At 73.0% G+C, this 14,216-nt stretch carries 12 protein-coding genes; 8 read left to right on the plus strand and 4 right to left on the minus strand.

The window, feature by feature from the left end; genetic code table 11:
• Positions 1 to 248: 248 nt before the first annotated feature.
• Both AB0C66_RS23040 and AB0C66_RS23045 read right to left on the minus strand, forming a co-directional pair.
• Positions 249 to 2,441 carry a helix-hairpin-helix domain-containing protein gene (locus tag AB0C66_RS23040; RefSeq protein ID WP_362441561.1) on the minus strand — a complete coding sequence of 731 codons (2,193 nt, stop codon included), beginning with the start codon at positions 2,439 to 2,441 and terminating at the stop codon, positions 249 to 251.
• Positions 2,438 to 3,418, minus strand: a complete 981-nt coding sequence (locus AB0C66_RS23045; protein WP_362441564.1) for an aldo/keto reductase — start codon at positions 3,416 to 3,418, stop codon at positions 2,438 to 2,440. Before AB0C66_RS23045 ends, AB0C66_RS23040 begins: the two co-directional genes overlap by 4 nt.
• Before the next feature lie 127 nt (positions 3,419 to 3,545).
• Between AB0C66_RS23045 and AB0C66_RS23050 the strand changes: the two genes are divergently transcribed.
• Complete coding sequence (locus tag AB0C66_RS23050; RefSeq protein WP_362441567.1) at positions 3,546 to 4,598, plus strand: LLM class F420-dependent oxidoreductase; 1,053 nt, start codon at positions 3,546 to 3,548, stop codon at positions 4,596 to 4,598.
• A 223-nt stretch (positions 4,599 to 4,821) separates the two neighbouring features.
• On the plus strand, positions 4,822 to 5,625 hold the full coding sequence (locus AB0C66_RS23055) for a ferritin-like domain-containing protein (protein ID WP_362441570.1): 804 nt from the start codon (positions 4,822 to 4,824) through the stop codon (positions 5,623 to 5,625).
• A gap of 13 nt (positions 5,626 to 5,638) precedes the next feature.
• Here the strand turns inward: AB0C66_RS23055 and corA are convergent, their stop codons facing one another.
• Positions 5,639 to 6,631: a magnesium/cobalt transporter CorA gene (gene corA, locus AB0C66_RS23060; protein ID WP_362441573.1), complete on the minus strand. Its 993-nt coding sequence runs from the start codon at positions 6,629 to 6,631 to the stop codon at positions 5,639 to 5,641.
• A 133-nt stretch (positions 6,632 to 6,764) separates the two neighbouring features.
• On the opposite strand from corA, the gene AB0C66_RS23065 reads away from it, so the two are divergent.
• The 4 genes from AB0C66_RS23065 to mshC all read left to right on the plus strand — a co-directional run bounded on the left by AB0C66_RS23065 (position 6,765) and on the right by mshC (position 10,430).
• Positions 6,765 to 7,460 (plus strand): histidine phosphatase family protein, encoded by a 696-nt coding sequence (locus tag AB0C66_RS23065; RefSeq protein ID WP_362441575.1) that lies wholly within the window; start codon positions 6,765 to 6,767, stop codon positions 7,458 to 7,460.
• A 150-nt stretch (positions 7,461 to 7,610) separates the two neighbouring features.
• Entirely contained in the window at positions 7,611 to 8,201 is a 591-nt protein-coding gene (locus AB0C66_RS23070) for a DUF3090 domain-containing protein (RefSeq protein WP_362441578.1), read from the plus strand.
• Positions 8,165 to 9,046, plus strand: coding sequence for an SCO1664 family protein (locus AB0C66_RS23075; RefSeq protein WP_362441581.1), 882 nt, complete (start codon positions 8,165 to 8,167; stop codon positions 9,044 to 9,046). The genes AB0C66_RS23070 and AB0C66_RS23075 overlap by 37 nt, the downstream gene beginning before the upstream one ends.
• A gap of 154 nt (positions 9,047 to 9,200) precedes the next feature.
• Positions 9,201 to 10,430, plus strand: a complete 1,230-nt coding sequence (gene mshC, locus AB0C66_RS23080; RefSeq protein WP_362441584.1) for a cysteine--1-D-myo-inosityl 2-amino-2-deoxy-alpha-D-glucopyranoside ligase — start codon at positions 9,201 to 9,203, stop codon at positions 10,428 to 10,430.
• 120 nt (positions 10,431 to 10,550) lie between these two features.
• Here the strand turns inward: mshC and AB0C66_RS23085 are convergent, their stop codons facing one another.
• The gene (locus tag AB0C66_RS23085) at positions 10,551 to 11,738 is read right to left on the minus strand and encodes a PAC2 family protein (protein WP_362441587.1); all 1,188 of its coding nucleotides are present in this window, start codon (positions 11,736 to 11,738) and stop codon (positions 10,551 to 10,553) included.
• Positions 11,739 to 12,006: 268 nt separating this feature from the next.
• On the opposite strand from AB0C66_RS23085, the gene AB0C66_RS23090 reads away from it, so the two are divergent.
• A complete protein-coding gene (locus AB0C66_RS23090) occupies positions 12,007 to 13,362 on the plus strand; it encodes an enolase C-terminal domain-like protein (RefSeq protein ID WP_362441871.1) in 1,356 nt (451 codons plus the stop codon).
• On the plus strand, positions 13,359 to 14,174 hold the full coding sequence (locus AB0C66_RS23095; protein WP_362441590.1) for an SDR family oxidoreductase: 816 nt from the start codon (positions 13,359 to 13,361) through the stop codon (positions 14,172 to 14,174). The genes AB0C66_RS23090 and AB0C66_RS23095 overlap by 4 nt, the downstream gene beginning before the upstream one ends.
• The last annotated feature ends 42 nt before the right edge of the window (positions 14,175 to 14,216 follow it).

The raw sequence follows: 14,216 nt of genomic DNA on the forward strand, positions 1-14,216 counted from the left end.
GCCGCCCACGCGCAGCCCGTCCCCCGGCCCTGCCGGGGGCAGGCGGCACCGGTCCGTCTTCTGTGTGCGGGCTGCGAGGCGCGGCAGCGTGACCGTGGGTGGGTGCCCGCCGCGTGACCGCCGGGCGTGCCGTGGCCTCGGCGCCGCGGGCGGCCGTCCCCGGGCCGCCGCCCAGGAAACAGCCGTCTCGCTGCCAAACCCGGGGCGGGCGGCACGGCCCTACGGGCCGCTGGCGCGCGCCCTCGGGGTCAGCCCATCGGAGGGACCTGGGCTTGGGCCTGGAGGAGGGCGCGCAGGCGGGTGGTGCGGTCCTTGAAGGGGACTTCCGCGACCGCCCGGGGAAGCGCCGCATCCGCGCCGTGGACCACGGACAGATGGCGCTCGCCGCGGCCGAACGCCGTGTAGACCCAGGCCCGGGTCAGGGCGGCCGCCGCGTCCCCCGGCAGCACCACGACCGCGGCGGGCCACCGCGATCCGGCGGCTTGGTGGGCGGTGATCGCCCAACCGTGCCGCAGCAGCTCGCCGACCTCCTCGCGCGCCACCACCACGGGTGTGCCGCCGCAGTCCAGCCGCAGTCCGTCGGCCTCCGCCGACACCACCGTGGCCAGGACCGTGCGACCCGGGGCCGGGGTGTACGCCACGCGGTCTCCCGGATCGAAGCCGCCGAACCGGCCGGGGCCGGGGTTCAGCCGGTCCTTGAGGGCGGCGTTGAGCGCACGCGTCCCGGCGGCACCGCCGTGGCCCGGGGTGATCACCTGCGTCTCCTCCGGCGGAACGCCGATCGCGCGCGGCACCGAGTCGGCGACCAGCTGCACGGTGCGGTGCACCGCCTCGCCCGCGTCCCGCACGGGCACGATCACGACTTCCTTGCCCGGTGCCTCGACCTGGTTCAGCTCGCCGATGCCGATCCCGGAGACCAGCTCGCCGATCGGCCCGGGGTCGGGGGTACGGGAGACGACCTGCGGGCAGCGGCGGGCCGCCAGCAGATCGGCGAAGACCCGGCCCGGCCCGGCGGACCAGAGCACTCCGGGATCGCCGCTCAGCACCAGCCGTGCGCCGTCCGGTGCGGACTCGACGAGCACCGCCGCCGTCTCCACGTCGAGCTGCGGCGCGTCCAGCACGGCGAGCAGATCGAGGGCCAGCGCCCCTTCCTCGTCGCGGCCGGGGCCCTCACCACCGGACAGCAGCCCGGCGACGGTGACGGCGGACGGCGTCGCGGTGTCGGACGGGTCGGTGTCGACCAGCGCGGCCAACCGCCGTCTGCCGTCCTCGCTGTGCGCCGCCGCGTACGCCCGCAGCCCCATCGCACGGGCGGCGGCGACCAGCGCCGCCGGTTCGGCGCGGGCCGCCTCACCACCGCTGTGGGTGACCAGGCCGTGGCCCGCCACGGTGCGGATCAACTCGGCGGCGGAGGGGGACGGCGCGGCGGCGGCCGCCTGCTCCCAGCGGGCCGCCTCCAACTCGCCGTCCGCGCCGTCCTCGGCGGACTCCTCGGCGGCGCCCGACGGCGCGGCGAAGGTGCTGGCCACCCGGGACAGAGCGTCGGCCAGGCTCTCTTCCGCCAGTGCGTAGCGGTCGAGACCCAGCAGGATCCGGACAGGCTGTGCGGCCTCGGCCTCGGCCTCGTCATCGGCGGGGGCGGGACGGGCGGCTCTCGGGGCCTCCAGAGTGTCCAGCGCGTCCTGGAACACCAGCACCTCGCCGTCCGCGATCACGGTGCGCAGCGCCTCGTCCGGGTCGGGCACGGACACCTTGGCGAGCGCCTCGCACAACGCGCCGGACTCCAGCGCGGTGTGGCCCTCGAGCGCGGCGCGCTCCAGCAGCCAGCCGGTGAGTGCCCGCACCCGGCGCTCGTCGTCCGGTCGGCCGTCGGGGCCGAGCAGGGCGCGGGCGAAGCCGTCGGCCTGGTCGTGGCGCACGCCGGGGACGGCCAGCAGCTGCCAGGGGTCTTCGCGCAGCGCCTCGGCCGCCCGCTCGCCGAGCACCTCGGCCACCCGCCCGGCCAGAGTCTCGGGTGCCCCACCCGCCGCGAGCACCTGCCGGACGTCGGCGGCGCCCGGGATCTCGCCGTCCGGACCGCGCGCCGGGCGGGAAGCCGCCCGGACCACACCATCCGGGCCGCCACCGGACACATCCGCACGAAGCCGCGGCTGCGGGGGCCGTGGCGCCGCGGGGGCCGGGCCGGGCGCCGGACGACGTGCCGGGGCGGGCTCGTTGAAGAACGACGCCGCCGACCGCTCACCGCTCTCCACCGCCCGCACCGCGGCCGCCAGCGCCTCGGCGGCGGCCGACCGCTTCCCCTTCCCGGACGCCGGGTCCGGCGCGGCCTCGGCTTCGGCTTCGGCACCCTCTCCCGCCGCGGGCGCGGGCGACGGGGGCGTGACGAGGTCGGCCTCCTCGGGCGCGGATGCGGCCTCGCCGGCGAGGCGGTCGGTACTCACAGCGTGCTCCAGTCCTGATCGGGATAGCGGTGCACGGGCGCCGACACATCGTCGAGCGCCTGGCAGATCTCGTCCGGAAGACTAAGGCTCTCCACCGACAACGCCGCCCTCAGCTGCTGGGCGTTGCGCGCGCCGACGATCGGCGCGGCGACGCCCGGCCGGTCGCGGACCCAGGCGAGGGCGACCTCCAGGGTCGTGGTGGCCAGACCGTCGGCGGCTATGGCGACGGCCTCGACGACACGGCTCGCCTCCTCGTCGAGATAGGGCGCGACGAAGGCCGCGAGCTCGGACGCGCCGCGGGAGTCCGCGGGGGTCATATGGCGGTACTTGCCGGTCAGTACGCCCCGGCCGAGCGGCGAGGACGGCAGCAGACCGATGCCCAGATCCAGGGCGGCGGGCAGGACTTCGCGCTCCACTCCGCGCTGGAGCAGGGAGTACTCCATCTGGGTGCTGGCGAGCCGGGTATGCGCACCGGAGGCGGCGAGCTGCCAGGTGGCGGCCTTCGCGAGCTGCCAGCCGCAGAAGTTGGAGACGCCCACATAGCGGGCCCGCCCGCTGCTGACCGCGATGTCGAGCGCCTGGAGCGTCTCCTCGAGCGGGGTGAGCGGGTCGAAGGCGTGCACCTGCCACAGATCGACATAGTCCGTGCCCAGCCGCTCCAGCGAGGCGTCCAGCGCGGCCAGCAGATGGCCGCGCGAACCGTCGAAGCGCCGGTCGGGATCGGGCACGCTGCCCGCCTTCGTGGCGATATGCAGGTCGCGCCGGGGCACCAGCCCCTCCAGCAGCTGCCCCAGGAGGTATTCGGCGCCGCCGTCCGCGTACACATCCGCGGTGTCGACCAGTGTGCCGCCCGCCTCCCAGAACGCCTTGAGCTGGTCCGCCGCGTCGTGTTCGTCGGTGTCCCGCCCCCAGGTGAGCGTGCCGAGCCCGAGCCGGGAGACGCGCAGGCCCGTGCGGCCGAGGTGCCTTTGCTCCATGAACACCGAGATTACTGGCCGGAAAGCGAGCCGTGGCAGCCTGTGGATAACCTCCCCCTGACGTATCGCGGTCCCGCGCGCTAGAGTCCCCGGAACAGGGACGTTACTGATCAGTAAGAGGTGCGGTATGAGGCTCGGAATCAACCTCGGCTACTGGGGCGCCGGGATGGACGCGGACAACCTCGCGGTCGCCCGGGAGGCCGACCGGCTCGGCTACTCGGTCTGCTGGGCCGCCGAGGCGTACGGCTCGGACGCCGCCACCGTGCTCGCCTGGGTCGCCGCGCAGACCGAGCACATCGACGTCGGCGCCGCCATCTTCCAGATCCCGGCCCGTACCCCCGCGATGACGGCGATGACCGCCGCCACCCTCGACACCCTCTCCGGCGGCCGCTTCCGCCTCGGCCTCGGCGTCTCGGGCCCGCAGGTCTCCGAGGGCTGGTACGGCGTGCGGTTCGACAAGCCGCTCGCCCGCACCCGCGAGTACGTGGAGGTCATCCGCAAGGCCATGTCGCGTGAGCGGCTGACCCACGAGGGCGACAACTGGACGCTGCCGCTGCCCGGCGGCCCCGGCAAGGCGCTCAAGCTCACCGTGCACCCGGTGCGTGAGCACATCCCGCTGTACATCGCGGCCATCGGCCCCAAGAACCTGGAGCAGACCGGCGAGATCGCCGACGGCGCCCTCGTGCTGTTCTACGCCCCCGAGCACGCCGAGGAGACCACCCTCGGCTCGCTGCGCGCGGGCCGGGCCAAGGTCGGCAAGGACCTCGAGGGCTTCGATGTGGTGCCCACCGTCCCGATGGCCGTCGGCGACGATGTGCGCGGCCTCGCCGACCACTTCCGCCCGTACACCGCGCTCTATGTGGGCGGCATGGGCAGCGCCAAGCAGAACTTCTACAACAAGCTGGCGCAGCGCATGGGGTACGAGAAGGAGGCCGCCGAGATCCAGGAGAAGTACCTCGGTGGTGACAAGGCCGGTGCCGCCGCGGCCGTGCCCCATGAGCTGATCGACTCCACCTCGCTGATCGGCCCCGTGGAGCGCATCGCCGACCGTATGCAGGCGTACGCCCAGGCCGGGGTCACCACCCTGTCGCTGACCCCCGCGGGCTTCACGCTGGAGGAGCGGCTGGCCGGTCTGCGGGCGGGCGTCGAGGCGCTGGAGCGCGCCGGGGTGGCGTCGTAGGGCCGCCGAGAAGTCTGCGGCCGTGGTGGGGGCTCGGGGGTCTTCCCCGCCACGGCCGTCACCGTGCACAACGCCCGCGCCCCCGACTGGTTACGCCCCCGCGCGCTTCCGCGGAATCGCCCATATGGACGAGCCGAACCCCTCACCTGTTGCCGCTCCGCACCCCCGGCATTTGACTTCTTCTGCGCGAGTGTCGTGCACGGAGCGCACGGAGGTGGCAGTGATGCTCTCGGTGAAAAGCGTGTACCAGGAGATCCTCGACAACGACGAGGCGTTCCGGCTCTTCTGCTCCATCGCGGCCAGCGGCGAGGCCCAGGGGGGCTGGGAGAACGGCCGGATCGCCATCCTGGTGCCCGACAGCCAGCGCGCTCTCGCACCCAAGATCACCCGGCATGGCGCCGACGAGGACAAACACGGCCGGATCTTCAACGCCCTGCTGCGCAAGCGCGGCCTCGAGCTCATCGAGGTCCCGCGCGACACCGACTACACCATGCTGCTGGAGGCGCGTGGCATCGGTCTGGCCCATGACAAGCTGCGCCGCGACGAGCCGCTGACCGAGCACGACATCGTCGTCTATCTCGCCCACAGCCGGGTCACCGAGCAGCGGGCGTCCGCCCAGATGCTGATGTTGCGCAAGTACTTCGGCGACCATCCGGACATCGGCCGCGCCGTCGAGATGATCTCCCACGACGAGGACAACCACCTCGCCTACTGCCACGAGGAGCTGCTGCGGCTGGCCGCCGCCGGATACGGCCGGACCATCCAGCGGACGCTGCGGGACAGCGCGCTGGTCGAGATGGAGGTCTACCGGGCCGTGAGCCTCGCCGTGATGTCCCACATGGGGCACATCCTGGGATGGTCGAAGGCGAAGTCCTCGCTGCTCTCGGCGGGGGTCCGCGCCATGTACGGCTTCGAGCGGATGGGCGGCTGGCGGCGGATGGTCACGCTGCGGATGCCCGAGCGGCGGGACGCCCTGGGCGGTCCCGGCCCCTCGCCCAGCGCCTCCGAGGCCCCCGAGTTCGCCTGAGGCGGGGGCCGGATCAGAGCCAGCCGCGGCGCTTGAACATCCGGTACAGCAGCGTGATCGCACCGACCATCAGCAGCACCACCGCGGGATAACCCCACGGCTGCTCCAGCTCCGGCATGTAGTCGAAGTTCATCCCGTAGATTCCGGCGATCAGCGTCGGCACCGCGGCCATCGCCGCCCACGCCGAGATCTTCCGCATATCGTCGTTCTGCCGGACGCCCATCTGCGCGAGATGGGCGGCGAGGATGTCCGACAGCAGCCGGTCCAGCCCCTCCACATGCTCGTTCACCCGGGTCAGATGGTCGTTGACATCGCGGAAGAACGGCCGCGACCCCTCGTGGACGAACGGCACCCCGGCGCCCGCCAGCCGCGCCATCGGCTCGGCCAACGGGCCGGTGGCCCGGCGGAATTCGAGCACCTCGCGCTTGAAGGCGTAGATCCTCCCCGCCGTGTTGTGCCCGGCGGCGCTGTCCGGCGCGAAGACATCGGTCTCCAGCCCGTCCAGGTCCTCGTGGAGCTCGTCCGCCACATCGAGGTAGTGGTCCACGACCGCGTCGGCGACCGCGTACATCACGGCCGTCGGTCCGTGCCGCAGCACCTCCGGCGCGTCCTCCAGCCGGTCCCGCACCGCGCCGAGCGGATTGGCCTCCCCGTGCCGGACGGTCACCACGAAGGAGTCACCCACGAACACCATCAGCTCACCCGCGGTGACGGTGCCCGCCTTCTCGTCGTACTGGACCGGTTTGAGCACCAGGAACAGGGAGTCGTCGTACACCTCCAGCTTCGGTCTCTGGTGGGCGTGCAGGGCGTCCTCCACGGCCAGCGGATGCAGCCCGAACTCGCTGGTCACGAGCTCGAACTCCTTCGCGGTCGGCTCGTGGAGCCCGATCCAGAGAAAGGAGTCCCCGGCCGCGCGCGCCTGGTCGAGGGCGTCGGAGAAGTCGGCGGGCCCCTCGGTACGACGCCCGTCCTGGTAGATGGCACAGTCCACGATCACGCGGGGCATTCTGCCGCCCTCGGCTCGGATACGCACGGGGGGCTGGTGCGGGGGGTGCCGGTGCACCCCGTCCGAGGCCCCCTCCGAGGTGCCCCTCGAGGTGCCCGCTGAGGCGCCCGTCCGTGGTCGTAGGGTGGCAGGCATGCCCACGCTGATCCTCGTACGGCACGGCCGGTCCACCGCCAACACCGCGGGCGTCCTCGCGGGCTGGACGCCCGGTGTCGCCCTCGACGGGCGCGGCGCCGCCCAGGCCGCCGCGCTGCCCGGACGGCTGGAGCGGCTGCCGCTCGCCGCCGTCGTCACCAGCCCGCTCCAGCGCTGCCAGGAGACGCTGGCCCCGCTGCTCACCGCCCGCCCCGAGCTGCCCCTGCACACCGAGGAGCGGATCGGGGAGTGCCATTACGGCGACTGGTCGGGGCGCAAACTGGCCGAGCTCGCCGACGAACCGCTGATGAACATCGTCCAGCAGCACCCCTCCGCCGCCGCCTTCCCGGGCGGTGAGTCGATGCGCGCCATGCAGGCGCGGGCGGTCGACGCGGTGCGCGACTGGAACGCCCGGATCGAGGCCGAGCACGGCGCCGACGCGGTCTACCTCATGTGCTCCCACGGCGACATCATCAAGTCCCTGATCGCGGACGCCCTCGGACTGCACCTCGACCTCTTCCAGCGCATCTCGGTCGAGCCCTGCTCGGTCACCGCGGTCCGCTACACCCCCACCCGGCCGTTCCTCGTACGGCTCGGGGACACCGGCGACTTCGGGGGTCTGGTCCCGCGTGAGCACGCCCCCGGCGACCAGGGCGGGGACGCGGCGGTGGGCGGCGACGCGGGGGCACCGTGAGCGCCATGCGCGGGAGCGACGTGATCTCCGTGCGCAGTAGGGTGGTGCCGCGGTGCGCGCACGCCGTGATGACCGCCGTGACCGGGCAGTCGTGACATTCAGCAATCAGCAGTCAACCAGCCGAGCAGTCGAACCAAATGGAGCAGGACGTTGTCCCGTCAGGTGTTCCTCTATGACCCGCCGGACCGGTTCGTCGCCGGTACGGTCGGGTTGCCTGGTCGCCGCACCTTTTTCCTCCAGGCGACCGCGGCTGGCCGGACCACCAGCGTCGCGCTGGAGAAGACACAGGTCGCCGCGTTGGCCGAGCGGATAGACGAGCTGCTGGACGAGGTCGTCCGGCGCACCGGCGGAAACGCCCCGGTCCCGGCCGTCGCACCCAATGAACTCGCCGACACCGAGCCGCTGGAAGCCCCCGTGGAGGAGGAGTTCCGGGTCGGCACCATGGCGCTCGCCTGGGACGGCGAGGAACAACGCATGATCGTCGAGGCACAGGCCCTGGTCGAGCTGGAGGCCGAGTCCGAGGAGGACCTGGCCGAGGCCGAGGAGCGGCTGCTCCAGGACGATGTGAACGGGCCGCCCATGCTGCGGGTGCGGCTCACCGGCACCCAGGCCCGCGCCTTCGCCAAGCGCGCCCTGGACGTCGTCAACGCCGGCCGGCCGCCCTGCCCGCTGTGCAGCCTGCCGCTCGACCCGGAGGGACACGTATGTCCGCGCCAGAACGGATACCGCCGCGGAGCGTGACGCCCCCCGAGCCGTCCGAGCTGCTGGCCCTGGGTGAGCTGACGGTGCGCGGCCGGGTCCGGGAGGCGTCCAACGCGGTCCTCTACTGCACGGTCGAGTACCAGGGCCACAGCATGCCGTGTGTCTACAAGCCGGTTGCCGGGGAGCGGCCCCTGTGGGACTTCCCCGACGGCACACTGGCCCAGCGCGAGGTCGCCGCGTATGAGGTCTCCGAGGCCACCGGCTGGGGGCTGGTCCCGCCCACCGTGCTGCGCGACGGCCCGTACGGCGAGGGGATGTGCCAGCTGTGGGTAGAGGTCGAGATGGCCGACGGCGACGGCGATGACGGCGATGACGGCGACGGCGGGGACGGCGGGAGCGGTACGGAGCTGCTCGCGCTCATCGAGGGCGACGAGCCGGGCCCCGGCTGGAAGGCGGTCGGCTTCGCCGAGGTGGGGGAGGGGCGCACCGCGCTGCTGGTCCACGCCGACGACGTACGGCTGCGCCGGCTGGCCGTCCTGGACGCGGTGATCAACAACGGTGACCGCAAGGGCGGACATCTGCTGCCCGCCGCCGGTGGGCGGCTCTACGCGATCGACCACGGTGTGACCTTCAACGCCGACGACAAGCTGCGCACCCTGCTGTGGGGGTGGGCGGGGGAGCCGCTGCCGGACGATGTGGTCGAGGCGCTGGGCGGGTTGGCGGAGCGGCTGGCCGACGGCGGACCGCTGTGCGCCCGGCTGGCGGAGCTGATCACCACGGCCGAGATCGAGGCGCTGCGGGCCCGGGTGGCCGTGCTGCTGCGCACCGGGGTGCACCCCGTGCCCAGCGGGCAGTGGCCCGCGATCCCCTGGCCGCCGGTCTGATCCCAGAAGGGCGGCGGGCCGCGTCTTCTCGTACTCCGGTGCGGCCGTCGAACATGGGTACAGCACCTTCGGGGTAAGAACGCAAGAGCGCCGATCCGGCCAACAGGTCTGATCCGGTTCGTATCCGGAACCGGCATCCGGTTACGCTCATGGCATGTATGCCTGGCCCGCTTCTGAGGTTCCCGCCCTGCCCGGCAGAGGCCGCGACCTGAGGATTCACGACACCGCGACCGGGGGACCGCTCACCCTCACCCCCGGCCCCGTCGCCCGCATCTACGTCTGCGGTATCACTCCGTACGACGCGACCCACATGGGCCATGCGGCGACCTACAACGCGTTCGACCTGGTTCAGCGCGTGTGGCTCGACACCAAGCGGCAGGTGCATTACGTCCAGAACGTCACCGATATCGACGATCCACTGCTGGAGCGGGCCGTGGCGAACGGCGACGACTGGACCGCGCTCGCCGAGCGCGAGACCGCGCTCTTCCGCGAGGACATGACGGCGCTGCGGATGCTGCCCCCGCGGCACTACATCGGCGCCGTGGAGGCCATACCGGGCATCGTGCCGCTGGTGGAGCGGCTGCGCGACCTGGGCGCCGCCTATGAGCTCGAGGGCGACATCTACTTCTCCGTGGAGTCCGACCCCGCCTTCGGGTCGGTCAGCGGGCTGGACGCCGAGGCGATGCGGCTGCTGTCCGCCGAGCGCGGCGGCGACCCCGAGCGCCCCGGCAAGAAGAGCCCCCTGGACCCGATGCTGTGGATGGCCGCCCGTGAGGGCGAGCCGAGTTGGGACGGTGCGTCGCTCGGCCCCGGCCGCCCCGGCTGGCATATCGAGTGTGTGGCCATCGCCCTCGACCACCTCGGCATGGGCTTCGACGTACAGGGTGGCGGCTCCGATCTCGCCTTCCCGCACCATGAGATGGGCGCCTCGCACGCCCAGGTGCTCACCGGCGAGCGGCCGTTCGCGCAGTCGTATGTGCACGCCGGAATGGTCGCCCTGAACGGCGAGAAGATGTCCAAGTCCAAGGGCAACCTGGTCTTCGTCTCGGCGCTGCGCCGCGACGGTGTGGACCCGGCGGCCATCCGGCTCGCGCTGCTGGCCCACCACTACCGGGCCGACTGGGAGTGGACGGACGAGGTGCTGCGGGAGGCGCTGGAGCGGCTGGGCCGCTGGCGCGCCGCCGTCTCCCGGCCGGACGGACCGTCGGCCGACGCGCTGGTGGAGGAGATCCGCGAGGCGTTGGCGGACGACCTCGACGCGCCGTCCGCACTGGCCGCCGTGGACCGCTGGGCCGCCGCGCAGGAGTCCTCCGGCGGTACGGACGAGGGGGCGCCCGGTCTGGTGTCGCGTGCGGTGGACGCGCTGCTGGGAGTGGCGCTCTGACCTTGTCGGCCGCCTGACAGCCGCTGACCGTTCCTTGACCATACGAATGGGCCCGCACCGGACACTCTCCGGTGCGGGCCCGTTCGTCATGCGGTCCGTATGTGGTCAGCCCGTATGTGGTCAGCCGTGGGAGTCGGGCCGGTCGTCCCCGCTCCCCGCGTTCCCGCTGCCGGTGTCGCCGTCCCCGGTGTTCCCTTCCCGGCCCTCGTTTCCGTCGGCCTCGGCCTCGGCCTCGGCCTCGGCCTCGGCGTCGGTGCCGGTGCCGGTGCCGTCGGAGGCTTCAGGGGCGCTCTCGTCGCCGTCGGGGCCCTCGCTCTCCTCCCTGGCCACCTCGTCCTTCGGGGAGGGCTTACGCGGGCGCGTGTGGCCGCTGGTGGAGTCGCGCAGATACGAACCGGTGCCCGGACCGTCCCGGCCGTCCACGAGGCCACCGCTCTCGGTGGCGTGGCCGCCCGGTCCCGGCTGGCCGTCCCGCCGCCGCAGATAGCGCTCGAACTCGCGGGCGATGGCCTCGCCCGACGCCTCCGGCAGCTCCGCGGTGTCGCGCGCCTCCTCCAGCGACTGGACGTACTCGGCCACCTCGCTGTCCTCGGCGGCCAGTTGATCCACGCCCAGCTGCCAGGCCCGTGCGTCCTCGGTCAGCTCGCCCAGCGGGATCCGCACCCCGATCAGGTCCTCGAGCCGGTTGAGCAGCGCCAGGGTGGCCTTCGGGTTCGGCGGCTGCGAGACGTAGTGCGGTACGGCCGCCCAGAGGCTCACGGCCGGAACACCGGCGTGGGTGCAGGCTTCCTGGAGGATCCCGACGATGCCCGTGGGGCCCTCGTAGCGGGTCTCCTCCAGGTCCAGCGTGCGGGCCAGGTCCGGATCGGAGGTGACCCCGCTGACCGGCACCGGCCGGGTGTGCGGGGTGTCGCCGAGCAGCGCGCCGAGTACCACGACCATCTCCACGCCCAACTCATGGGCGTAGCCGAGGATCTCGTTGCAGAACGACCGCCACCGCATGCTCGGTTCGATCCCGCGCACCAGCACCAGATCGCGGGTCTTCTCGCCGTTCTCCGCGCGGACGACGGAGAGCCGGGTCGTCGGCCAGGTGATCTTGCGGACCCCGGACTCGAGGGCCACGGTGGGACGGTTCACCTGGAAGTCGTAGTAGTCCTCGGCGTCGAGCGCGGCGAAGACCTCGCCCTTCCACTCCCGGTCCAGATGCCCCACCGCGGTGGAGGCCGCGTCCCCGGCGTCGTTCCAGCCCTCGAAGGCACAGATCATGACCGGGTCGATCAGCTCGGGAACCCCCTCAAGCTCGATCACCCAGCGCTCCCTTCCGACCGGGGCGGACGGGTCCGTGCCGCCCTCGGTTCCAGTTCCATTGCGTGCGACCCAAGCCTACGGCTTACCGGGGGTCCCGCCGCAGCCCCCGTACACCACGACACTCACCACCACACGGAGATTCATCCGACCTGTCCTCGGGAAATCGTGGCGCACCTCTGGACGGCACGCGAACAACAGCGCTATACATCGGATCACCGGCAAAGGTCCGATGTTCTTTCGCGTTTCGTTGAGGGAGCCCTCGTTGATTCTGCGTCCCGTCGTCACCGAACTCGAGGTCCACGACATCCGGTTTCCCACCTCGGAGCGGCTCGACGGGTCCGATGCCATGAACCCGGACCCGGACTACTCCGCGGCCTATGTGGTGCTGCGGACGAACGCCGGTGCCGCCGCGGCCGAGGGGCATGGCTTCGTCTTCACCATCGGGCGCGGCAACGACGTCATCGCCGCCGCCCTCCGCGCGCTGCGCCCCCATGTGATCGGCCGCCCCGCCCCGTACGCCGCCGACCAACTCGCCGCGCTGTACCGGGATCTGACGCGGGATTCGCAGCTTCGCTGGCTCGGTCCGGAGAAGGGCGTGATGCATATGGCGGCCGGGGCGGTGGTCAACGCCGCCTGGGACCTGGCCGCCACCCACGCCGCCAAACCCCTGTGGCAGTTCCTCGCCGATATGTCCCCCGAGGAGCTGGTGGCACTGGTGGACTTCCGCTACCTCACCGACGCCCTCACCCGTGACGAGGCGCTGGCCATCCTGCGCGCCGCCGAACCCGGCCGCGCCGAGCGGGCCGCGCGGCTGCGCGAGAGCGGCTATCCGGCGTACACCACCTCACCCGGCTGGCTCGGCTACTCCGACGAGAAAATGATCAAGCTGGCGCGGGAGGCTGTCGCGGACGGCTTCGGCCAGATCAAGCTGAAGGTCGGTGCCGACCTGGACGAGGACCTGAGACGGCTGCGGCTGGCCCGCGAGGCCGTCGGGCCCGGTGTCCGTATCGCCGTGGACGCCAACCAGCGCTGGGACGTCCCGGAGGCGCTGCGCTGGATGCACGCGCTGGCCCCGTACCAGCCGCACTGGATCGAGGAGCCGACCAGCCCCGACGACGTCCTCGGCCACGCCGCCATCCGCGCCGGACAGCCGGTCAGGGTGGCCACCGGTGAACACATCGCCAACCGCGTGGTGTTCAAGCAGCTGTTCCAGGCCGGGGCGGTGGACTTCGTCCAGATCGACGCCGCACGGGTCGCCGGGGTCAACGAGAACCTCGCGATCCTGCTGCTCGCCGCCAAACACGGACTGCCGGTGTGCCCGCACGCGGGAGGGGTGGGCCTGTGCGAACTCGTCCAGCACCTGTCCATGTTCGACTACGTGGCCGTCTCGGGGAGCCGGGACGACCGGGTGATCGAGTACGTCGACCACCTCCACGAGCATTTCACCGACCCGGCCGTCGTGCGGGCGGGCCGCTACCGGGCTCCGGCCGCCCCGGGCTTCTCCGCCCGGATGCGCCCCGCGTCGCTGGCCGCCTACCGCTATCCCGACGGCCCCGAATGGCGCGACCGCGTCCGCCGCGCCGCGGTGCCCCACACCGGTCCGACAACAGGAGGGACCCCGTGAACCAGCCCTGCCCCACCGGCGACTTCGAGGGACTGGCCGCCCTGGTGACCGGCGGCGCCTCCGGTATCGGCGCCGCCGTGGCCACCGAGCTGCGCGACCGCGGCGCCCGGGTCGCGGTGCTCGACCGCGACCCCTCCGGCGCCCCGGCGGGCACCCTGCCGGTCACCGCCGATGTCACCTCCGACGAGGCGGTACGGGCCGCGGTGGCCGAGACCGTCACCGCGTTCGGCGCCCTGCACATCGTCGTCGGCAACGCGGGGGTCGGCGCCGTCGGCACCGTCGAGGACACCCCGGACGCGGAGTGGCAACGGCTGCTGGACGTCAATGTGCTGGGCCTGGTGCGCACCGCGCGGGCCGCGCTGCCCCATCTGCGCGCTGCCGCGGCCGACCGGCCCGGCCGGGTGTCCATCACCCACACCTGCTCGATCGCCGCCACCGCGGGTCTGCCGCAGCGGGCCGCCTACAGCGCCAGCAAGGGCGCGGTACTGGCGCTGACCCGGGCCATGGCCGCCGACCACGTCCGCGAGGGCATCCGCGTCAACTGCGTCAACCCCGGCACCGTGGACACCCCGTGGGTGGCGCGGCTGCTGGACCGGGCGGCCGATCCCGCGGCCGAGCGCGCCGCCCTGGAGGCCCGTCAGCCGACCGGACGGCTGGTGTCGGCGGCGGAGGTGGCGGCCGCCGTCGCGTATCTGGCCGGACCCGCCGCCGCGGCCGTCACCGGCACCGCGCTGGCCGTGGACGGCGGGATGCAGGGGCTACGGCTGCGCCCCGACCCCGATCCGCCCGGGGCACCCGGCCCCGCCCGCTGAACAACGCCCCCGCAGCGCACGGAGGCCGCGCATGGAGAACGC

The organism is Streptomyces sp. NPDC048636, assembly GCF_040650655.1.
Classification (GTDB): Bacteria; Actinomycetota; Actinomycetes; order Streptomycetales; family Streptomycetaceae; genus Streptomyces.

What these genes read in the sequence shown, in the direction of transcription:
- AB0C66_RS23045 (WP_362441564.1), bottom strand. Translation starts at nt 3,418, where the DNA reads ATGGAGCAAAGGCACCTCGGCCGCACGGGCCTGCGCGTCTCCCGGCTC.
- AB0C66_RS23050 (WP_362441567.1), top strand. Translation starts at nt 3,546, where the DNA reads ATGAGGCTCGGAATCAACCTCGGCTACTGGGGCGCCGGGATGGACGCG.
- AB0C66_RS23055 (WP_362441570.1), top strand. Translation starts at nt 4,822, where the DNA reads ATGCTCTCGGTGAAAAGCGTGTACCAGGAGATCCTCGACAACGACGAG.
- corA (WP_362441573.1), bottom strand. Translation starts at nt 6,631, where the DNA reads ATGCCCCGCGTGATCGTGGACTGTGCCATCTACCAGGACGGGCGTCGT.
- AB0C66_RS23065 (WP_362441575.1), top strand. Translation starts at nt 6,765, where the DNA reads ATGCCCACGCTGATCCTCGTACGGCACGGCCGGTCCACCGCCAACACC.
- AB0C66_RS23075 (WP_362441581.1), top strand. Translation starts at nt 8,165, where the DNA reads ATGTCCGCGCCAGAACGGATACCGCCGCGGAGCGTGACGCCCCCCGAG.
- mshC (WP_362441584.1), top strand. Translation starts at nt 9,201, where the DNA reads ATGTATGCCTGGCCCGCTTCTGAGGTTCCCGCCCTGCCCGGCAGAGGC.